A 19,794-nucleotide genomic window follows, 5' to 3' on the forward strand; every position below is an offset into this window, starting at 1 on the left:
TTTCTATCACAAGAAGCTCAAGGTTGATTTATATAGTTGCAAAACTGGCTGATGTACTGAGATAATTTTCTCATCTGATCTCACATTACCGCTCATGAGGTTTCAGTTTAGGTCCCGCTGCTAATTTGATTGGCGGGGCGGGTTATCATTAACGAATAGTCTTAGTAATACCAAAAACATGGCAGAGAAACGTAATATCTTTCTGGTTGGGCCTATGGGTGCCGGCAAAAGCACTATTGGTCGTCAGTTAGCTCAGCAACTCAATATGGAGTTTTATGACTCCGATCAAGAAATTGAGCGACGTACCGGAGCTGACGTGGGCTGGGTATTCGATGTGGAAGGTGAAGAAGGCTTCCGCGAACGCGAAGAAAAAGTGATTAACGAACTCACTGAAAAACAAGGCATTGTGCTGGCGACTGGCGGGGGCTCTGTTAAATCCAGAGAAACTCGTAATCGCCTGTCTGCCCGTGGTGTCGTAGTCTACTTGGAAACCACCATTGAAAAACAGTTAGCACGCACTCAGCGCGATAAGAAACGTCCTTTACTTCAAGTTGATGCACCAGCACGCGAAGTTTTAGAAAATTTAGCAAACGAACGTAATCCTCTGTATGAGGAAATTGCTGATGTCACTATCCGTACCGATGAACAAAGCGCTAAAGTTGTCGCTAACCAAATCATTGAGTTACTGGAAAAGAACTGATTCAAGCAAGTCTGTACAGCGATAAATAATGAAGGCGAAGGCTGCTATGGAAGAGATCACTGTTACTTTAGGGGAGCGTAGCTACCCAATTACTATCGCCAAAGGGTTATTTGATGATCCTTCTGCTTTTGCACCACTAAAAGCAGGTCAGCAGATTATGCTGGTGACGAATCAAACTCTGGCTCCGTTGTATCTGGCAAAAGTAAAAGCCACCTTGCAACAAGCCGGGATTCAAGTAGATGAAGTTATTCTGCCTGATGGTGAACAGTACAAATCTCTTTCCATATTAAATGACGTATTTTCTGCTTTACTAGAAAATAACCATAGCCGGGATACAACCCTTATTGCTCTCGGTGGCGGCGTAATCGGTGATTTAACTGGTTTTGCCGCTGCCAGTTATCAACGTGGTGTCCGTTTTATTCAGGTTCCTACCACCCTTCTTGCTCAGGTTGATTCCTCTGTAGGAGGAAAAACCGCAGTAAACCATCCTTTTGGCAAAAATATGATAGGTGCGTTCTATCAACCAGCCTCTGTGATGGTCGATCTTAATTGCTTGCAAACGCTCCCAGCCCGTGAGCTTTCTTCCGGTCTGGCTGAGGTAATTAAGTACGGTATCATTCTCGACAGCGAATTCTTTAGCTGGCTTGAAAATAATATGGATAAACTGCTCACTCTTGATGACCAGGCAATGGCTTACTGCATCCGGCGCTGTTGTGAATTGAAAGCAGAAGTTGTCGCAGCAGATGAAAAAGAATTAAGCGGCCTGCGTGCCTTGCTGAATCTTGGTCATACATTTGGTCACGCAATTGAAACAGAAATGGGATATGGCGTCTGGCTACACGGAGAAGCGGTTGCCGCAGGAATGGTTATGGCAGCCAGAACAGCCCAACTGGTTGATAATTTCTCTGAGCAAGATACTCAACGTATTATCCGATTATTGGAGCGGGCAAATCTGCCTATATACGGGCCAAAAAACATGCCACTGGAAGCTTATCTCCCGCATATGATGCGAGATAAGAAAGTTATAGCAGGTAAATTACATCTGATTCTTCCGACAAAAATTGGTAAAGCTAATCTTCGTTCAGACATTGGACATGATTGTGTCCTTGAAGCTATCCGCCAGTGTTTACCATCTGAAAATATGTAATTATCAATAAATTAAATGTTTTTTTGCATACATCTGGTTGTTATGTCATAAAATAGCTACTTTATCAGACAAATTTTCATTCATTGCTAGTTAAGTCAACCTATCGGACCGACTTTAATTGCAATTGGCAGTATTAGCTCTGTTTGGAGGGCATATGGACGAATTCAAATCAGAAAATGAACAAAGGGCAGATAACGAGTTTAGACCAGATACCTCAGACCGCCGTCCTTCACGATCACGCCAACCATTAAACAAACCCAAGTTTGCAGTTTCACGCCAGCAAATGATGATCGGGATTGGAATTTTAGTGCTGCTACTGCTGATCATGGCTATCAGCTCTGCTTTAAAAGCACCAACTGAACATGAGAAACAGCAATCTTCAAATGTTGCAGAAAAAAATATTGATTTATCAGGTTCACCATCCAAAAACGATAACAATCAATCCATCACATCGGAGAATACCACTGCAAATACAATTAACAGGCCACAGGAAATCAATATTCCTCCTGTCAGTGGTACCTCAACACAACCTCAGCAGCCTCAAGTTAACAATGGTGAAAGCCAGCGCATTGAATTACCCGGACATACTCCTGATGCGCTGACTCAGCAACAAAGTAATATAAATCATGCGGTGCAAGATCTGAATCAGACCCAGCAACCGCAGACAGTAACACCGCCACCAGCGGTACAGCAGAAACCAGAAAATATCCGTCCACTGAAACCAGAAACACCGGCTAAATCAAAACCATCTACAAGTCATACCAGCAAAAGTAATGTGGCCGGCAGTAATCCGCTGAAAGCCGCGGCAAACCACTACACTTTGCAATTAAGCAGTGCCAGCCGCTCAGATACACTGACCGCTTTTGCTAAAAAGAATAACCTCACTCATTACAAAGTTTATGAAACTAAACGTAATGGAAAAACCTGGTTTATTTTGATTCATGGTGATTACAGTTCTGTTTCTGAAGCCAAACGGGCCGTTTCATCTCTACCAGCCGAAATTCAGGCGAAAAAACCTTGGGTCAGAACGATGCAGCAAGTGCAACAAGATCTGAGAAAATAAAACAATATTTATTAGGCGCTGATATGCTGTCCTAAACAGAGTACAATCTGCGGCTCTGGAATGATTGAGTAATTAATTGACAGCATGAAAAAAAAACGCGCTTTCTTAAAATGGGCCGGTGGAAAATACCCGTTGGTAGATGATATCAAACGTCATCTGCCAGCCGGTAATTGTCTGATAGAGCCATTTGTTGGCGCAGGTTCTGTTTTTCTGAACACAGACTATGATTCTTACATCCTCGCTGATATCAACAGTGACCTAATTAACTTGTACAACACAGTAAAATTCAGGGCTAATGAGTTTATCACTCATACACGCCCTCTGTTTACCCAGGAATACAACACCGCCGAACATTTTTATCAGTTACGGGAACAATTTAACCAAAGTACCGACCCGTTCCAGCGTAGCGTGTTATTCCTTTATCTCAATCGCCATTGTTACAACGGCCTCTGTCGTTATAATTCTCATGGTAAATTTAACGTACCATTCGGTCGTTATAAAAAACCCTATTTTCCTGAAGACGAATTACACTGGTTTGCTGAAAAATCCCAAAATGCCGCTTTTATCTGTGAGCACTATCAACACACGTTGAACAAAGCACGGGAAGGCTCGGTTATCTATTGCGACCCGCCATATGCCCCTCTGTCAGCAACAGCAAACTTTACAGCGTATCACACCAACAGTTTCAACATTGCAGATCAGGAAAATCTGGCACAGATTGCATTTAAGTTATCATCAGAACGTGCAATTCCTGTTTTGATATCCAATCACGATACGCCAATGACACGAAAATGGTACCATCAGGCTTCACTTCATATTGTCAAAGCACGTCGTACTATCAGCAGGAATATCCTTGCCCGCAGTAAAGTAGACGAACTTTTGGCATTATATCGCTAACTTATCCCCCCTTTTTGCCTCGCAATTAAGGGGTGATAGAAATGATTTGGAGAAGATAATGAAAGATTTTCTGATTGCCCCATCCATTTTATCTGCAAATTTTGCGCGATTGGGTGAAGATACAGCAAAAGTACTGGCAGCAGGTGCTGACATTGTTCACTTTGATGTGATGGACAACCATTATGTTCCTAACCTAACTATCGGCCCTATGGTCTGCCAGGCTCTGCGGGATTATGGCATTACTGCGCCAATTGATGTTCATCTGATGGTAAAACCGGTTGACCGTATTATCCCGGATTTTGCTAAAGCAGGAGCGACTTACATTACCTTCCATCCAGAAACCAGTGAACATATCGACCGCAGCCTGCAACTCATCAAAGAGCATGGTTGTAAAGCCGGCTTGGTATTCAATCCTGCAACTCCACTAAGTTATCTTGATTACGTTTTGGATAAATTGGATATCATTCTGTTGATGTCGGTCAATCCTGGGTTCGGCGGCCAATCTTTCATCCCGGGAACACTGGAGAAGCTGCGCCAGGTTCGTAAAATTATTGACGAAAGTGGTTATGATATTCGTCTTGAGGTAGATGGTGGTATTAAAGCCAGCAATATCGCAGAAGCGGCAACCGCTGGTGCAGATATGTTCGTTGCTGGTTCAGCCATTTTCAGTCAGCCAGATTACAAAACCGTCATTGATAATATGCGTAGTGAATTGTTAAAGGTATCTCATGGCAAATAAGGTATTAAAAGGTATTCGTGCTATCGCCTTTGATCTGGACGGCACGCTGGTAGACAGTACCGGTGGTTTGGCTGATGCACTGGATCAGGCTCTGTTAGCTAAAGGTTTCCCTGCTCCGGGAAAAGAACGGGTTGCTGTCTGGGTAGGCAACGGCGCAGATATTATGGTCGAACGTGCGTTGACATGGGCCAGAGTCGAATTGACCACACAACTGCATCAAGAAACCCGTGAGCTGTTTGACCATTTCTATAAAACAACGGTAACAACAGGCAGTCAGTTGTTCCCGGAAGTCAAAGTCACCTTGGCCGAACTGGCAAAACACAACCTGCCAATGGGTATCATCACCAATAAGCCAACACCTTTTATTGCTCCTTTGCTGGATTCTTTCGGTATCAGTGAATACTTTTCATTGGTGTTAGGCGGTGATGATGTTAAAAAGAAAAAGCCACACCCGGCACCTGTTTATCTAACAATGGGCACATTCGGACTGCGTAAGGAAGAACTGCTCTTTGTCGGTGATTCCCGTAATGATATTTTAGCAGCACAAACGGCGGGTTGCCCTTGTATTGGTTTAACCTATGGATATAACTACGGTGAATCTATTGAATTAAGCAATCCAGACTGCATATTAACGAATTTCTCGGATCTGCTATCCACAATTGGACTCCCATCTTTGAAACTTCAGGAAGCATAATAAAATGAATGAACCCACTGTATCTGAAAAACTAAACGCCCAAAAACCTATTGTATTCAGCGGCGCGCAGCCTTCCGGTGAATTAACCATCGGTAACTACATGGGGGCGTTACGTCAGTGGGTTAAAATGCAGGATGATTATGACTGCATCTATTGCATCGTTGATCAACATGCAATTACTGTTCGCCAGGACCCACAAGAATTGAGAAAACGCACTCTGGATACACTGGCGCTCTATCTGGCTTGTGGCATTGATCCAGAGAAAAGCACCATTTTCGTTCAGTCCCATGTACCACAGCACGCTCAATTAAGCTGGGTCCTGAACTGCTATACCTATTTCGGTGAACTCAGCCGTATGACTCAGTTCAAAGACAAATCAGCCCGCCATTCCGAAAACATCAACGCAGGCCTGTTTGATTATCCGGTACTGATGGCTGCGGATATTTTGGTATATAAAACAAACCAGGTCCCGGTAGGTATCGATCAGAAACAGCACCTTGAACTGAGCCGCGATATCGCTCAACGATTTAATGCTATCTACGGCGATATCTTCACTGTGCCAGAACCGTTCATCCCAGCCGGTGGTGCCCGTGTTATGGCCCTTCAGGACCCAGAAAAGAAAATGTCTAAGTCAGATGATAACCGCAACAACGTTATCACTCTGTTGGAAGACCCAAAATCAGCAGCTAAAAAGATTAAACGGGCAGTCACAGATTCAGAAGAGCCACCCCGCGTTCGTTACGATCTCGAACAAAAACCGGGTGTTTCTAACTTATTGGATATCCTCGCTGGCGTTACCGGCAAAACTATTCCTGAACTGGAAACAGAATTTGCAGGCCAGATGTATGGTCATCTAAAAGGTGCTGTGGCTGATGCAGTTTCCGGTATGCTGACTGAGTTACAAGAGCGTTTCCATCATTGCCGTAATGATGAAGCCCTGCTGAATAAGATCATGGCAGAAGGTGCAGCGAAGGCAAAAGCCCGCGCCCAGATTACGCTGGATAAAGTGTACGAAGCTGTTGGCTTTATTGCTCATCCTTAATAATTAAGCGATAAAATGTGCACGTTTACTACGTGCACATTTCAGACCGCTGACAAGCCAAGCCTATTTAAAAAACGAAGGGGATTTTCGCGTCATCAGAAATGCAAGTTTAAAGAGCCTGTAATTTAAATTATTTATTTGCGGGTTTTATTATGCCAATTTTTTATCACCTATTATTTAACTGGTTTGTGAAAAAGTTTATTCCGTAGTTGAAATTGTTATTAAAGCGGTTCATTTTGGAAAATATATTACTTAACTAACCTATTCATATTTTATTTATCTTTTTCCTCGGGCACATAAACATTAGCAAGGCCAATTTTTTCTTCTCATTTTCCATTGATAGTTTTATGACGGGCAAATTTTAAGCCTTTATTAAAGGCCGTTGTTTTACCTTCTAGTTTTAATCGGCATCAGGTTTTGACCGTTGTTTTTACCACTTTTAACGCCTGCTTTTTATTAAGTTTAATCGGAAGTTTTTTGGCATCCTGATACAGATGTACTACGGCGACCACAACTCACCTCACTTTCACGCCTACTACAATGAACATGAAGGGATGCGCTTAAAAAACGGAAAATATCCTAGAACAATCTTGTTTTTTGTACAGACCGATATCTGATTCACAAAAATAAGTCATTAAAAATCAGTTAACTATAAAAAAATCATTTTTTTTCTCATATTCACTGTAAGAAATTGATGCGCAGTGCGACTAATTGAGTGAAGCAAATGCTTGTTTCAGCAAAGCAGTAATTCACCTTCTACACAAATATAAAAGGAACGTTCTATGACTAAGCAAACGACAAAAGCATTACTGGCCCTAGCCTTAGGCAGCGTATTTATTGCGGGAAGCACTTCAGCAATGGCGGATTCCGGCAGCAAAATGGAGAAATGTTATGGCGTTTCTCTGAAAGGGAAAAACGACTGTAAAGCAGGTGCAGGCACCACCTGTGCTGGTACCTCAAAAATCGATTATCAGGGCAATGCCTGGAAAATGGTACCGGCGGGTTCCTGCGTAAAAATGAAGTCCCCGACCTCCCCGACCGGTTTTGGTCAACTAAACGCATTTAAAGAAGTGTAATTCCGGCACCAGGCACATCAGGCAGGAGCTCATACGATGACAATTTCTTTACCCCCACACAGCGTCTCTCGTGACGCTCCTGACCGCCTAATGCTAAATAGGCTTCCGACCAGAGCAGGGATCGGGTTAAAGCCGGAGCATTTTCGCGCTATCTTGCGCGATAAACCCGATATCGGTTTTTTTGAAATTCACGCGGAAAATTATCTGGTTGCGGGAGGTCCGTTTCATCAGGCACTGACCGCCATTCGCCAGGATTATCCGCTCTCTATTCATGGTGTGGGCATGTCCATCGGAGGAGAAAACCCTCTGAATCAGCCCCACTTACAACGTGTTGCTGCGCTGGTTGAACGCTACCAGCCGGCCGTTTTTTCTGAACACCTTGCCTGGTCGACACACAACGATCTATTTCTCAATGATCTGCTGCCGCTGCCTTATACCAACGTCACGCTAACGCGGGTCTGCGAACACATCGATCAGGTACAGAATGCGCTGCGTCGCCCCATTCTGCTGGAAAACCCGTCCACCTACATCGAGTTCAGTGCCTCAACCATGAGCGAAACTGACTTTATCTCCGAGGTGATACGCCGCACCGGATGCGGATTACTGCTGGACGTGAACAATCTCTATATCAGTGGCGTCAACCATAATCGCTGCCCGTGGCAGATGCTATTCGAGCTGCCACTTCACTGTGTCGGTGAAATTCATCTGGCGGGCTATACGGAAAGCCGCGATGGGGCAAACGACCTGCTGCTGATTGATTCACACGACAGTCATGTGACCGAGCCTGTCTGGGATCTCTATAACAAGACCCTGCGTGAAACGGGGCCGATCGCCACTCTGATCGAATGGGACAGCAATATTCCACCATTAGACGTGTTGCTGAACGAAGCCAGCCATGCCCAGCGTTACATTACGGAGAACGCGAAAAATGCAACAACAACTGTATCAAGCACTTCTTGACCCCGACCTCACGGTACCAAAGGGGCTGACAGCCTGGAACGGTAGCGATCCGGCGGTACGTTTTGCGATTTATCGTAATAATGTCATAGCATCGCTGATTGACGCACTGGCCGAAAACTGCCCCGTCCTTCTCGCCCAGCTCGGAGAGTGCTTTTTCCGTGCGATGGCGGCGGAGTTTATACGTCAACAACCGCCTTCTTCTCCTGTTTTGGCGGGCTATGGCGCGCAATTGCCGGACTGGATTGCAACGTTTCAGCCATTAGCAGACTGGCCCTGGCTGAGCGATCTCACCCGGCTGGAAATGTTGTTTATTGAATCGCTGCACGCGGCGGACCCTGCCGTACAAACGGCAGAAGCGGCCCCCGGTGACGATCCCGCACAGTTGCTGATGGAGATCCATCCTTCGGTACGGCTCTTCAGTTCAGATTATGCTGTCTTCAGCCTGTGGGCCTCACACCAACAAAGTGAAAACGAGATGGCGCTGGACCCATTCCAGCCGGAACATATGCTGCTGTGCCGTGTTGACGATGACGTGCGAATAATGTTGCTCAACCGTGCGGAAATGCAATTTGTTGCCATGATCCAGTCCGGTCGGTGTCTTACCGAAGCCCTAGATATCGCCGCCAGGGAAGATGCAATTTTTGAGCCTCAGCAGGTTTTACAACGCATGCAGCACTACGGGCTGATCCTTTCTCTATATAGCAACACGGAGCGCTAAAATGGCATTACTCAAAATATTAGTGTTAAAAGGGCAACACATTGCACAGGAAAGTGTTATCCCCCTTCTGGCGCGCATTAGCCTTGCCGCAACATTCTGGTTGTCGGGCCAAAGCAAAGTGGTGGGATTAAACATAGATATTCTGGAGGCACGCACACCCTGGCAACTAGGGATCCCGCGCGTTACCGACAGCTCCGTGTCGCTCTTTACCAGCGAGTACAAGCTTCCTCTGCTGCCACCCGATGTTGCTGCCGTCATGGCCGCAACCGCAGAACATTTGTTTCCGCTGCTGCTGATTGTCGGATTAACGACACGCTTCTCTGCTCTAGCATTAATGGTGATGACGCTGGTGATTCAGATATTTGTTTATCCGGATGCCTGGCCTGTCCACGCTACTTGGCTGACGGCTCAGTTGTATCTGGTGACGTATGGCGGTGGGAGGTTTTCGCTTGATCGCCTGATTTACCGCCATCGTACCTGATTCCCCTTCCCTACGTTACTTTATTTTGATTCTCGTTTTCGCCACGAGCGAATGCGGAAGTGATAGTGCGCAGGTCGGCAAGCTGTTGTCTGAAGTTTCGGCACCCGTCGCATATTCGCAAATGCAGCATCAGCTGAACATGTTGAGAAAGCACGATTTTTTCATCCAGCGCCTGAGACATCAGGCGCGTAGCTTGGTAACAACTAAGCATATTTATCCTCCTGGGAAAACCAGCGTTGTGACAAACATTCGCGTAAACGCATACGCGCACGCCAGAGCATCACATTCAGGTTGCTGACAGAGAGCGCCATCTCCTGACAGATCTCCTGAGTCTCAAGACCAATAAATTCGCGCATCATAAATGCCCGCGCGTTTTGCGTTGGCAACTGTGTCAGACAAAGCTCGAAAACCGTCCAGAATTGCTCCTGCTCGGCCGCCTCATCCGGTAAATGCCAGCGCTGAAGATGCTCGTTTCGCGGCCAATGACCAGATTCATCAAACAGCGCTTCGAAATTTTGCTCATCAATATCATCAGTCAATTGCACGCTGCTGTGCCGATAACGCATACGCAAGGCGTCCGAGATTTTGTTGCGCAGGATCGTAAACACCCAGCTTTTCCAGGCGGCTCGTCCGGCAAAAGAAGCGGCATTCTTCATCGCCCCTTCCAGCGCCTCTTGGACAACATCTTCCGCCTGATGAAAATCATTCAGCTGCAAGCTGGCAAACTGCAACATCTGTTTATGCAGCATGGAAAAAAACTGCGGATCCCGCAGCAAATTACTGATATCGGACATCTTGGTTTCTATCTCAACAGGATTGTTCTGGATAACGGGTATTATTGTCGGAATCGCTGAAATTCACTCACCTGATTTAGGGACTGTTTGGGGAACGGAGGTAATTCTAAATTAAATCTGTTTTTTGTACAGCAAGGGAAGTGTCTTTTTCCCAGCGCAGCTTACTTATCACTCAACCTCATTGAATCCGTTTACGCGCAGTATCATAGGCTTTTTCGTCCTCGCGTTTACCAACAGCAAGAACCTATATCACGGTAATAAATAAAAAGTGCTAAACCGCAAGGTTAAAACAGCATTAAAATCCATCTGATAGTAACAAAATGCGATAAAAAGACGTTTAATGTCCATACAAACTGCCAGTAAAAACTTTTTCGTTTTATCATTGACGAAAACCTGACAGTGATAGATAGTCACGATGCTAAAAGTCAGCAATCTGAAATGTGCACGTTCACCACGTGCACATTTTATTACTTCCCGAACAATCTACGGTTAAAATCCTCAATCTTTCCAAACATAACCCGCTTTTGCATCGTCAGACTCCAACTGGCGGATAACCCAGCTGTACTCATCAATCTCCGATACTGTTCTTCATCAAATGGCATATTAAAAACAATCGCTATCGCTTCTTTAACCAAAACATCACTATTACGGGAAATAAGAACAAAAGGCTCATCCGGGCTAACATTTCCCGCTAAAATAATTCGGTAAAGCCAGCCACAACGACCACTCCCCTGCATAATGGCAGAAAAATTACTGATACCGGAATGAGAATTGAGTTTGTAACAAGGCGAGCGAGGCTGAGTTACCTGAAGCATGGCCTCTCCCCAACGGAAAATATCACCAATACAAACATTCTCTTCAGTCAGGCCAGTTGTGGAAATATTTTCGCCAAACGCTGGAGCAATAAAGAAATCTTCCTGATCAGGAAATTGATGTTTCCAGAAATCGTAGTGTTCGCGAGGATAATGGCAAAGCGCACGATCGGGGCCACCATGGACGCGGGTTTCAGCCTGTTCATCACCTTCCAATCCAAGAGAAGTCAGACGCAGGCTGCCATCAACCATCCGTTTGTTAATTGCACTGGCAGACAGTTTTTCTGATATTTCAATTTTGCCTGTATATACCTGCGGATAATACATAATTCACTTTCCTTATTGAAATCAGTCTGACGATATCATCATAAACCAATACCCAATCAATAAAAATGCCGGCAGTAATATCAGCCGGCATAGCAGAAAAGAGAAAACGAGTTAGAAAATTATTTCACTTTTTCCTGATAACGTTTTGCAGCTTCATCCCAGTTAACAACGTTCCAGAACGCTTTAATGTAGTCAGGACGACGGTTTTGATACTGCAAGTAATAGGCATGTTCCCAAACATCCAGACCAACAATTGGATAGCCAGAAGCACCGGAAATAGCTTCACCCATTAATGGGCTGTCCTGGTTAGCAGTAGATACAACCGCCAGTTTGCCATCATCTTTCAGTACTAGCCACGCCCAGCCGGAACCAAAACGAGTCGCTGCCGCCTGCTCAAATTTCTCTTTAAAAGAATCCACACTACCGAAATCACGTTCAATAGCTTCTTTTAATGGGCCTTGCAAAGCTGTCCCTAATTTCAAACCCTTCCAGAATAGGCTATGGTTAGCATGCCCACCAGCATTGTTACGTACAAAAGTACGTTTATCAGCAGGTATCTTATCTAATTGCTGAATCAGATCATCAACATCCAGTTTTGCCAGCTCTGGGAAGGCTTCCAGAGCGCCATTGGCATTATTAATGTAAGTCTGATGATGCTTGGTATGGTGGATTTCCATCGTCTGCTTATCAAAATGAGGTTCCAGAGCGTCATAAGAGTAAGGAAGAGAAGGTAGTAAATAGCTCATATCATGTACTCCAGTCATATAAGAATGGTTCAAAGTCCACACCTTGTGAACAACATGATCATTATAGTTAATTAAATATTATTGGAAATGATTATCAATGCCATATTCTCACTATGGTTTTATCATACAACTGTGTTTCAGTGACTTATCAGTCAATTTATCTATATTTAAGATTATTATTGGATTAGGATTTTAAATTACTATTTTTGGTTAGCAATTAAACCTAATTATACCCATTACACTAAATGGCAATTACGTGAAAAATATTCTTTTTATTGCGTGATCTTCCGCGCAAAAAAAAAACAAAAATTCTCCTTACACTTTAGTTAACCTTGTTTTGACATACTATTAACATTCGCAAGGAGAATATTAATATGACTCAAATAATGAAGCACTCTATTCCTGCTGTCATTGCAGAACATGCCCTGATGAATAAACAACAATATCAACAAGACTATCAATTATCACTGCAAGATCCCGAAAGATTTTGGGGTGAGAAAGGTAAAATTGTTGACTGGATTAAGCCTTACACCAAGGTAAAGAATACCTCTTTTGATCCTGGACATGTCAATATCCGTTGGTTTGAAGATGGAACACTGAATCTAAGCGCAAACTGTCTCGATCGCCATTTAAAAGAGCGTGGCGATCAAACCGCTATTATCTGGGAAGGCGACGATCCAACAGAGTCCAAAACCGTAACCTATCGTGAACTTCATCATGATGTATGCCAGTTTGCTAATGCATTGAAAAATATGGGTATTAAAAAAGGCGATGTTGTTGCTATTTACATGCCGATGGTGCCGGAAGCGGCAGTTGCCATGTTAGCATGTGCCCGCATTGGTGCTATCCATTCTGTTATTTTCGCAGGTTTTTCTCCTGATGCCGTATCCGGTCGTATCATTGATTCGAACACTAAATTGGTTATCACTGCCGATGAGGGTTTGAGAGCCGGACGTACAATTCCCCTGAAAAAGAATGTTGATGACGCATTAAGTAATTCAGCAGTTGTCAGTGTATCTAATGTTATTGTTTTTAAGCGTACCGGAAATATTGGTAATTGGCACTCAGGTCGCGACCTATGGTGGCATGAGTTGACAGTAGGCGTAAGTGCTGACTGCCCAGTTGAAGAGATGAACGCAGAAGATCCCTTGTTTATTCTCTATACTTCCGGATCTACCGGTAAACCTAAAGGCGTGCTGCACACCACCGGTGGCTACCTTGTATATGCATCCTTATCATTCAAATATGTATTCGATTATCATCCAGGCGAAATCTATTGGTGTACAGCAGATGTGGGCTGGGTGACTGGACATAGTTATCTGCTCTACGGGCCGCTTTCCTGCGGTGCTATCACTCTGATGTTCGAAGGCGTACCAAACTATCCTGCGGTTAACCGTCTAAGTCAGGTTGTTGATAAACATAAGGTAAATATCCTGTACACGGCACCAACAGCAATTCGTGCCCTGATGGCTGAAGGGGACAAAGCTATTGAAGGAACGAAACGGACTTCTCTGCGTATTTTGGGATCAGTCGGTGAGCCTATTAACCCGGAAGCATGGGAATGGTATTACCAGAAAATTGGTAACAGCAAATGCCCGATTGTCGATACCTGGTGGCAAACAGAAACCGGTGGCTTCATGATAACGCCACTGCCAGGAGCAACTGAACTGAAAGCCGGTTCCGCAACTCTACCGTTCTTCGGTGTTCAGCCAGCGCTGGTTGATAACCTTGGTGAGCTATTAGAAGGTGTTTGTGAAGGAAACCTGGTTATTACTGATTCCTGGCCGGGACAAGCACGCTCACTGTTCGGCGATCATGACCGTTTCGAACAAACCTACTTCTCTACCTTTAAGGGAATGTACTTTAGTGGTGATGGCGCACGCCGCGATGAAGACGGCTATTATTGGATAACTGGCCGTGTTGATGATGTATTGAATATCTCCGGTCATCGTCTGGGCACGGCTGAAATTGAATCCGCTCTGGTTTCCCACCCCAAAATTGCTGAAGCCGCTGTCGTCGGTGTTCCACATAATATCAAAGGGCAGGCAATTTATGCCTATGTCACGTTGAATCACGGCGAGGAACCTTCCCCAGAATTATATACCGAAGTCCGTAATTGGGTGCGTAAAGAGATCGGCCCGATCGCTACACCAGATATCCTGCACTGGACAGATTCTTTACCAAAAACCCGCTCAGGAAAAATTATGCGCCGCATCCTGCGTAAAATTGCTTCCGGTGATACCAGTAATCTGGGAGATACCTCAACACTGGCAGATCCAGGGGTAGTAGAAAAACTATTGGAAGAAAAACAAACAATGAATATTTCGTGACATACCATGCCGCCGTAAGGCGGCTTAATCAATGAATATAATAAAAATAGTAAGAGGACATTCTGATGAACGACGCCATTTACCAAGGGATCGAGAATAACCCTCGTTTCAAAGAATTAATTGAAAAACGAAGCCGTTTTGCATGGCTGCTATCAATAATCACATTAGTTTTGTATGTCAGCTTTATTTTCCTCATTGCATTTGCACCCGAATGGCTGGGTACCCCTCTTTATGCTGGTTCATATATTACCCGTGGGATACCCGTTGGCATTGGCTTAATCGTTGTCTCATTTATCTTAACTGGCCTGTATGTAATCAGAGCTAATGGCGAATTCGATCGTCTTACCTCACAAATTCTTGACGAGGTAAAAAAATGAAGAAATTTTTGCTAACAATAATACTGCTATTTCCTGATCTCATATGGGCCGACACAATCTCTGGTTCCGTAGAAAAGCAACCCGTCAACATTCAGGCCATTATTATGTTTGTCCTGTTTGTTGGTTTCACACTCTATATCACTTACTGGGCCTCAAAAAGAACGCGCTCCCGTACTGACTACTACACTGCGGGTGGACGTATTACTGGCTTCCAAAATGGCATGGCGATTGCGGGGGACTTTATGTCCGCAGCATCATTCCTTGGCATTTCCGCTCTGGTCTATACATCTGGTTACGACGGGCTGATTTATTCTATCGGCTTTCTCATTGGCTGGCCCATTATCCTATTTCTGATTGCCGAACGATTAAGAAATCTTGGGCGCTACACTTTTGCAGATGTTGCTTCTTACCGGTTACAACAACGCCCAATCCGTACTTTATCTGCAATTGGCTCACTGGTTGTTGTTGCCCTCTATCTTATTGCACAGATGGTTGGAGCAGGTAAGCTTATCGAATTGCTCTTTGGCTTGAATTACCATATTGCGGTCGTATTAGTTGGTATTCTGATGGTACTTTATGTTCTGTTTGGCGGCATGCTGGCAACGACCTGGGTACAAATTATCAAAGCCATTCTATTGCTGGCTGGCGCTACCTTTATGGCTCTTATGGTCATGAAAGCGGTAAACTTCAATTTCAACATGCTGTTTAAAGAAGCTGTTGCTGTTCATTCAAGAGGTGAAGCCATCATGAGCCCAGGAGGGTTGGTATCTGATCCGATTTCCGCACTTTCTCTTGGTCTCGCATTGATGTTCGGTACCGCTGGTTTACCTCATATCATTATGCGTTTCTTTACTGTAAGTGATGCGAAAGAAGCACGAAAAAGCGTTTTCTATGCTACTGGCTTCATCGGCTATTTTTACATTCTTACGTTCATCATCGGTTTTGGCGCTATTTTCCTGGTCAGCCCAAACCCGTCATTTAAAGATGCTACAGGTGCGCTAATCGGTGGTACTAACATGGCAGCCGTTCACCTTGCAAGTGCAGTTGGAGGGAACTTGTTCCTCGGTTTTATCTCCGCTGTAGCTTTTGCCACCATTCTGGCAGTTGTAGCAGGACTGACACTGGCTGGAGCATCAGCAGTATCACACGACCTGTACGCAAACGTCATTAAGCGCGGCAAAGCCAACGAGCGCGATGAATTGAAAGTATCAAAAATAACTGTTGTGATACTTGGGTTTGTCGCAATCGGATTAGGTATTTTATTTGAGAATCAGAACATAGCCTTTATGGTTGGATTGGCATTCTCTATTGCTGCAAGCTGTAACTTCCCAATCATTCTTTTGTCTATGTACTGGCGCAAACTCACTACCCGTGGCGCATTAATCGGAGGTTGGCTGGGGTTAATTACAGCTGTCGTTTTGATGATCCTAGGTCCAACAATTTGGGTCAGCATTCTCGGCCATGAAAAATCAATCTATCCTTATGAATATCCAGCATTATTCTCAATGATTGTCGCTTTTTCCGGTTCATGGCTATTTTCTCTTACCGATAATTCACTACAAGGTATGCGGGAAAGAGAACAATTCAGAACTCAATTTATTCGATCACAAACAGGGCTTGGTATCGCACAAGGAAAATCACATTAGTTACGATTTTATACTCAACCTCTCCTTCGGGAGAGGTATTTTTATTAGGAAGCCATCTAAACTCAGAGCTATTTCGCAAGTTAAGCTCTTGTTTTACTCTTAGGTTAATGATTAACTTTATTATTTCAATTCGCTACTTAACATTATTAGCCTATATGCGAAATAAATTACCCATTCTTATTATCTTAATTCTGGCTTTACTGCCAATAATTTTCATTGGTAATGTGGCTAATGAGTATAAGTTAAAGATAGTATTACTGAGTTTTTTACTAGCAAGTACTAACGCATTTCTCTATCGTTTTAAATATTTCAAGCCTTTAGTTTTACTTATCTCTTTATTATGGTCACTTAATATATCTACATCATTTTTCTTCTCTAGTAAACACCAGATAAGCTTCTCTTCAACTATTGCCAATACTTTTATCAATACAAATAGCAGTGAAGCTGTAGGTATGTTGTCTTACAACAAATACTATGTATTATTCTTTATTTTCATGATGTTAATTTATTTTTTATCCATAAAGTGGTTATCAAAAAATACAGATTATCGATTTCTAAAATTCAATATATTGGCTTTATTATTTTCCTGCCTATTAGTACCAGTTGATTATTATATTTCAGAAAAAAAACGTTCAGATAAGATAATTTTGTCAGAGCATTTTTTAATGGGAACACCATTCTATAACTCATCAGCAATGGTAAGAGCAATATATGAAAATCAACAAATCAGGAGAATTACGTCTGTTAAAGTAAATTTTAATTATATAAAAAAAGATAAAGATATTGATACTTATGTACTACTAATAGGAGAATCAGCAAGAAGAGATCATATGTCTCTATACGGTTATAATAAAATCACAACACCAACATTAAACATAATGCAAAAAAATATGCTGATATTCAATCAAGCTATTTCTCCAGCACCAGTTACTATATTATCTGTACCTATTTCACTGTCTAATGTCACCTTATATCAGCTCAAAGATAAGACTCATTATGCTGACAATATTGTATCCTTAGCTAAAGATGCAGGATTTAAGACAACCTGGATAAGTAATCAAGGCAGATCTGGCAAAAGTAACAGCTTAATTACCATTATCGCTAATATGGCTGATAATCAGAAATGGAATAAATATATTGGATATGATGAAGAGTTGTTACCTTATTTAGATGATGCCCTAGAACAAAAAGGTAAGAAATTTATTATCATGCATATCTATGGAAGTCATGAGCCATCCTGTAACCGCTTCCCAGAAAATAAACTAATTTCCTTTTCATCGAATGAAGATGATAACTGCTATGACAGTTCAATAGCTTATACAGACCAGCTAATGAAAAAAATCATCAATAAAATCAAAGAAGAAAAAGCCTCTATCCTCTATTTCTCAGATCACGGGTTACAACGCTTAGATAAGAATGGTGACATCCGTTATCATCACGGTGTCAGTAACCCACGAAAAGATACTTATAATATCCCCTTATTTATCTGGTATAACGATAATGTTAATGCACAATATCGCCACACTGGTGTAGTAAACACGCCTTTTTCAACTTCAGATAATTATTATCTTATTAGTGACTGGTTGGGTATTCATCATAAATCTCAAAAACACTGCCGTTCCCCATTGAGTAACTGTTTTAAACCACAGAAAGAATTAATAGTGATAGATGGTAATAAAAACCTGATGAAATATAGTGAACTTCCTGATGAGAAAGATATGAACGATTTTGATAAGTGATTTAAATTCAAGATCTAGATATTTTAGCCTGTTACTATGAATATCAACTGAAATGCGTGATTCATAAATATAAGAGAAGGGCAGATTGTTATTTTAGTTATCGGGTTCAAGCCCGTAGGGTGTTTGTATATAGCAATCCTACAATCAAAACCGCTTACATGACATTATGCGCGTCGCCTCACCACGCTCTTGATGTTACATGAAGGGAGTACTGTTTCTCATGTCTCCAGGACTCTTCACTGTTCACGTTCCTCAGTTAATCACTGGATAAATGGGTTTACATTATCTGGCCTGGAAGGGTTAAAAAGCCTGCCGGCAGGAAGACCCGCTGTCTGGCATTTATCGCCACTTTTTACTTTGTTGTCGTTCTTATTACAGCACTCCCCGCAGGATTTTGGCTACCTGCGTTCACGCTGGAGCCTGGAGCTTATTACTAATATAATCAATACATTATTAAACTTATCACTCTCAAAAAGTACGTTATATCGTTACTTTTACCAGAAGGGTATTGTGTGGAGAAAGGCCGCGCCTACCCTAAAAAAATCTGACCCGGAGTATGACGAGAAAATGGCAACAATTACAAAGGCATTGTCCAACATGTCAGAGCAAAACCCCGTTTTTTACGAAGACGAAGTGGATATTGACCTTAACCCCAAGATCGGTGCGGATTGGTGCTTTAAGGGGCAGTAAAAGCGGGTAGTGACACCGGGGAAAAATCAAAAACACTATCTTGCGGGTTGTCTCAATGCACAAACAGGTAAAGTCACGTATGTCAGTGGGGTAAGAAAGAATTCTGATTTATTTATCACCCTGTTAGAGGAAATGAATGTCCAATATCGCCATGCAGAAAGTATCACAGTCATTTTAGATAACTATGGCATTCATAAAAGCCGGAAAGTCAGGGCATGGTTAAAGCAGAACGCTAAATTTAATTTGTTGTTTTTACCTGTTTATTCTCCCTAGCTAAACAAGATTGAACGTTTGTGGCAATCGTTACATGAAACAGTAACACGAAATCATTGCTGTCAGTATATGTGGCAGTTACTTCAATATGTGGAAGAGTTCATGAAGGCGTTTTCGTTACAACAATAACCTGGAATGAAAAAAATAAGTGTATCACTATTATGAAAGCTTATTTAGCCATCAACTTTACAGTAAAAGCATTCTAAACGAATCTAGCTGATAATCTCCACGAACTGAGTCTTCCTCAAAAACTCTGATCGTACCTCAAGGCACTTTAATTCTCTTTCTAATACCACAGTCGCAGAAACCCCAAGTCCATATTTTTTCTGATGTTCACAACGCAGAGAAACTGCATGACTTAAAAGTTTTCCTATGAGAGTACCTTCTATGAGAAAAGAAAATACGACTGTAGTACTAAGAAAACATCAGGCTAATATATGCTTTTTATTTAGGAAGCCACATTGAAATTAATTATTAGAAAAGAATTTCTAAGCTCAGATTTCACTGTGTAATCAAAAAAACGCCAAAAACGCAAACACCCTC

The 19,794-nt window shown here is 42.8% G+C and carries 20 protein-coding genes and 1 pseudogene; 17 read left to right on the forward strand and 4 right to left on the reverse strand.

From position 1 onward, the window contains the following. Nucleotides 1-178: 178 nt before the first annotated feature. The 12 genes from aroK to PTE_RS11655 all read left to right on the forward strand — a co-directional run bounded on the left by aroK (nucleotide 179) and on the right by PTE_RS11655 (nucleotide 9,517). Nucleotides 179-700 (forward strand): shikimate kinase AroK, encoded by a 522-nt coding sequence (gene aroK / locus PTE_RS11605; RefSeq protein ID WP_011144496.1) that lies wholly within the window; start codon nucleotides 179-181, stop codon nucleotides 698-700. Between the two features lie 46 nt (nucleotides 701-746). Beyond that, the gene (gene aroB / locus PTE_RS11610; RefSeq protein WP_036846500.1) at nucleotides 747-1,847 is read left to right on the forward strand and encodes a 3-dehydroquinate synthase; all 1,101 of its coding nucleotides are present in this window, start codon (nucleotides 747-749) and stop codon (nucleotides 1,845-1,847) included. Nucleotides 1,848-2,001: 154 nt separating this feature from the next. After that, on the forward strand, nucleotides 2,002-2,910 hold the full coding sequence (locus tag PTE_RS11615) for an SPOR domain-containing protein (RefSeq protein WP_036846503.1): 909 nt from the start codon (nucleotides 2,002-2,004) through the stop codon (nucleotides 2,908-2,910). A gap of 84 nt (nucleotides 2,911-2,994) precedes the next feature. Continuing rightward, nucleotides 2,995-3,807, forward strand: coding sequence for an adenine-specific DNA-methyltransferase (gene dam / locus PTE_RS11620; protein ID WP_036846506.1), 813 nt, complete (start codon nucleotides 2,995-2,997; stop codon nucleotides 3,805-3,807). A gap of 58 nt (nucleotides 3,808-3,865) precedes the next feature. Next, entirely contained in the window at nucleotides 3,866-4,546 is a 681-nt protein-coding gene (rpe, locus tag PTE_RS11625; protein ID WP_036846507.1) for a ribulose-phosphate 3-epimerase, read from the forward strand. After that, nucleotides 4,536-5,240: a phosphoglycolate phosphatase gene (locus tag PTE_RS11630; protein ID WP_036846508.1), complete on the forward strand. Its 705-nt coding sequence runs from the start codon at nucleotides 4,536-4,538 to the stop codon at nucleotides 5,238-5,240. Before rpe ends, PTE_RS11630 begins: the two co-directional genes overlap by 11 nt. 4 nt (nucleotides 5,241-5,244) lie before the next feature. Beyond that, the gene (gene trpS, locus PTE_RS11635; protein WP_036846509.1) at nucleotides 5,245-6,282 is read left to right on the forward strand and encodes a tryptophan--tRNA ligase; all 1,038 of its coding nucleotides are present in this window, start codon (nucleotides 5,245-5,247) and stop codon (nucleotides 6,280-6,282) included. A gap of 488 nt (nucleotides 6,283-6,770) precedes the next feature. After that, nucleotides 6,771-6,899 (forward strand): DUF4160 domain-containing protein, encoded by a 129-nt coding sequence (locus PTE_RS27260; protein WP_387629554.1) that lies wholly within the window; start codon nucleotides 6,771-6,773, stop codon nucleotides 6,897-6,899. Nucleotides 6,900-7,064: 165 nt separating this feature from the next. Then, nucleotides 7,065-7,358, forward strand: a complete 294-nt coding sequence (locus tag PTE_RS11640; RefSeq protein WP_036846512.1) for a BufA1 family periplasmic bufferin-type metallophore — start codon at nucleotides 7,065-7,067, stop codon at nucleotides 7,356-7,358. Between the two features lie 36 nt (nucleotides 7,359-7,394). Then, nucleotides 7,395-8,318 (forward strand): MNIO family bufferin maturase, encoded by a 924-nt coding sequence (bufB, locus tag PTE_RS11645; protein WP_036846514.1) that lies wholly within the window; start codon nucleotides 7,395-7,397, stop codon nucleotides 8,316-8,318. Continuing rightward, nucleotides 8,287-9,036: an HvfC/BufC N-terminal domain-containing protein gene (locus tag PTE_RS11650; RefSeq protein ID WP_036846515.1), complete on the forward strand. Its 750-nt coding sequence runs from the start codon at nucleotides 8,287-8,289 to the stop codon at nucleotides 9,034-9,036. The genes bufB and PTE_RS11650 overlap by 32 nt, the downstream gene beginning before the upstream one ends. Before the next feature lies 1 nt (nucleotide 9,037). Then, nucleotides 9,038-9,517, forward strand: a complete 480-nt coding sequence (locus PTE_RS11655; protein WP_036846517.1) for a DoxX family protein — start codon at nucleotides 9,038-9,040, stop codon at nucleotides 9,515-9,517. Nucleotides 9,518-9,527: 10 nt separating this feature from the next. Here the strand turns inward: PTE_RS11655 and PTE_RS11660 are convergent, their stop codons facing one another. The 4 genes from PTE_RS11660 to sodA all read right to left on the reverse strand — a co-directional run bounded on the left by PTE_RS11660 (nucleotide 9,528) and on the right by sodA (nucleotide 12,196). Beyond that, entirely contained in the window at nucleotides 9,528-9,728 is a 201-nt protein-coding gene (locus PTE_RS11660; protein ID WP_036846519.1) for an anti-sigma factor family protein, read from the reverse strand. After that, nucleotides 9,721-10,311 (reverse strand): RNA polymerase factor sigma-70, encoded by a 591-nt coding sequence (locus PTE_RS11665; RefSeq protein ID WP_036846521.1) that lies wholly within the window; start codon nucleotides 10,309-10,311, stop codon nucleotides 9,721-9,723. The genes PTE_RS11660 and PTE_RS11665 overlap by 8 nt, the downstream gene beginning before the upstream one ends. A 467-nt stretch (nucleotides 10,312-10,778) precedes the next feature. Further along, nucleotides 10,779-11,450 (reverse strand): 6-hydroxyaminopurine reductase, encoded by a 672-nt coding sequence (yiiM, locus tag PTE_RS11670; RefSeq protein ID WP_036846522.1) that lies wholly within the window; start codon nucleotides 11,448-11,450, stop codon nucleotides 10,779-10,781. A gap of 119 nt (nucleotides 11,451-11,569) precedes the next feature. Beyond that, the gene (gene sodA, locus PTE_RS11675; protein ID WP_036846524.1) at nucleotides 11,570-12,196 is read right to left on the reverse strand and encodes a superoxide dismutase [Mn]; all 627 of its coding nucleotides are present in this window, start codon (nucleotides 12,194-12,196) and stop codon (nucleotides 11,570-11,572) included. A gap of 374 nt (nucleotides 12,197-12,570) precedes the next feature. Between sodA and acs the strand changes: the two genes are divergently transcribed. From acs to PTE_RS11700, 5 genes and pseudogenes are all read left to right on the forward strand, one after another. Beyond that, nucleotides 12,571-14,526, forward strand: a complete 1,956-nt coding sequence (gene acs / locus PTE_RS11680) for an acetate--CoA ligase (RefSeq protein WP_036846526.1) — start codon at nucleotides 12,571-12,573, stop codon at nucleotides 14,524-14,526. A gap of 65 nt (nucleotides 14,527-14,591) precedes the next feature. Beyond that, the gene (locus PTE_RS11685; RefSeq protein ID WP_036846532.1) at nucleotides 14,592-14,903 is read left to right on the forward strand and encodes a DUF485 domain-containing protein; all 312 of its coding nucleotides are present in this window, start codon (nucleotides 14,592-14,594) and stop codon (nucleotides 14,901-14,903) included. After that, nucleotides 14,900-16,549: a cation/acetate symporter ActP gene (gene actP / locus PTE_RS11690; RefSeq protein WP_036846533.1), complete on the forward strand. Its 1,650-nt coding sequence runs from the start codon at nucleotides 14,900-14,902 to the stop codon at nucleotides 16,547-16,549. The genes PTE_RS11685 and actP overlap by 4 nt, the downstream gene beginning before the upstream one ends. A gap of 107 nt (nucleotides 16,550-16,656) precedes the next feature. Further along, entirely contained in the window at nucleotides 16,657-18,288 is a 1,632-nt protein-coding gene (locus tag PTE_RS11695; protein WP_241826159.1) for a phosphoethanolamine transferase, read from the forward strand. 162 nt (nucleotides 18,289-18,450) lie between these two features. Then, a pseudogene (locus tag PTE_RS11700) lies at nucleotides 18,451-19,380 on the forward strand (IS630 family transposase); the annotation flags it as partial. Nucleotides 19,381-19,794: the final 414 nt, after the last annotated feature.

The sequence above is a fragment of the Photorhabdus khanii NC19 genome (assembly GCF_000517265.1).
In the GTDB taxonomy this organism is placed as follows: domain Bacteria; phylum Pseudomonadota; class Gammaproteobacteria; order Enterobacterales; family Enterobacteriaceae; genus Photorhabdus; species Photorhabdus khanii.

Bases quoted from the DNA above. Each gene is read 5' to 3' on its own strand.
- aroK (WP_011144496.1), top strand. From the start codon at position 179: ATGGCAGAGAAACGTAATATCTTTCTGGTTGGGCCTATGGGTGCCGGC.
- aroB (WP_036846500.1), top strand. From the start codon at position 747: ATGGAAGAGATCACTGTTACTTTAGGGGAGCGTAGCTACCCAATTACT.
- PTE_RS11615 (WP_036846503.1), top strand. From the start codon at position 2,002: ATGGACGAATTCAAATCAGAAAATGAACAAAGGGCAGATAACGAGTTT.
- dam (WP_036846506.1), top strand. From the start codon at position 2,995: ATGAAAAAAAAACGCGCTTTCTTAAAATGGGCCGGTGGAAAATACCCG.
- rpe (WP_036846507.1), top strand. From the start codon at position 3,866: ATGAAAGATTTTCTGATTGCCCCATCCATTTTATCTGCAAATTTTGCG.
- PTE_RS11630 (WP_036846508.1), top strand. From the start codon at position 4,536: ATGGCAAATAAGGTATTAAAAGGTATTCGTGCTATCGCCTTTGATCTG.
- trpS (WP_036846509.1), top strand. From the start codon at position 5,245: ATGAATGAACCCACTGTATCTGAAAAACTAAACGCCCAAAAACCTATT.
- PTE_RS11640 (WP_036846512.1), top strand. From the start codon at position 7,065: ATGACTAAGCAAACGACAAAAGCATTACTGGCCCTAGCCTTAGGCAGC.
- bufB (WP_036846514.1), top strand. From the start codon at position 7,395: ATGACAATTTCTTTACCCCCACACAGCGTCTCTCGTGACGCTCCTGAC.
- PTE_RS11650 (WP_036846515.1), top strand. From the start codon at position 8,287: ATGCAACAACAACTGTATCAAGCACTTCTTGACCCCGACCTCACGGTA.
- PTE_RS11655 (WP_036846517.1), top strand. From the start codon at position 9,038: ATGGCATTACTCAAAATATTAGTGTTAAAAGGGCAACACATTGCACAG.
- PTE_RS11660 (WP_036846519.1), bottom strand. From the start codon at position 9,728: ATGCTTAGTTGTTACCAAGCTACGCGCCTGATGTCTCAGGCGCTGGAT.
- PTE_RS11665 (WP_036846521.1), bottom strand. From the start codon at position 10,311: ATGTCCGATATCAGTAATTTGCTGCGGGATCCGCAGTTTTTTTCCATG.
- yiiM (WP_036846522.1), bottom strand. From the start codon at position 11,450: ATGTATTATCCGCAGGTATATACAGGCAAAATTGAAATATCAGAAAAA.
- sodA (WP_036846524.1), bottom strand. From the start codon at position 12,196: ATGAGCTATTTACTACCTTCTCTTCCTTACTCTTATGACGCTCTGGAA.
- acs (WP_036846526.1), top strand. From the start codon at position 12,571: ATGACTCAAATAATGAAGCACTCTATTCCTGCTGTCATTGCAGAACAT.
- PTE_RS11685 (WP_036846532.1), top strand. From the start codon at position 14,592: ATGAACGACGCCATTTACCAAGGGATCGAGAATAACCCTCGTTTCAAA.
- actP (WP_036846533.1), top strand. From the start codon at position 14,900: ATGAAGAAATTTTTGCTAACAATAATACTGCTATTTCCTGATCTCATA.
- PTE_RS11695 (WP_241826159.1), top strand. From the start codon at position 16,657: ATGATTAACTTTATTATTTCAATTCGCTACTTAACATTATTAGCCTAT.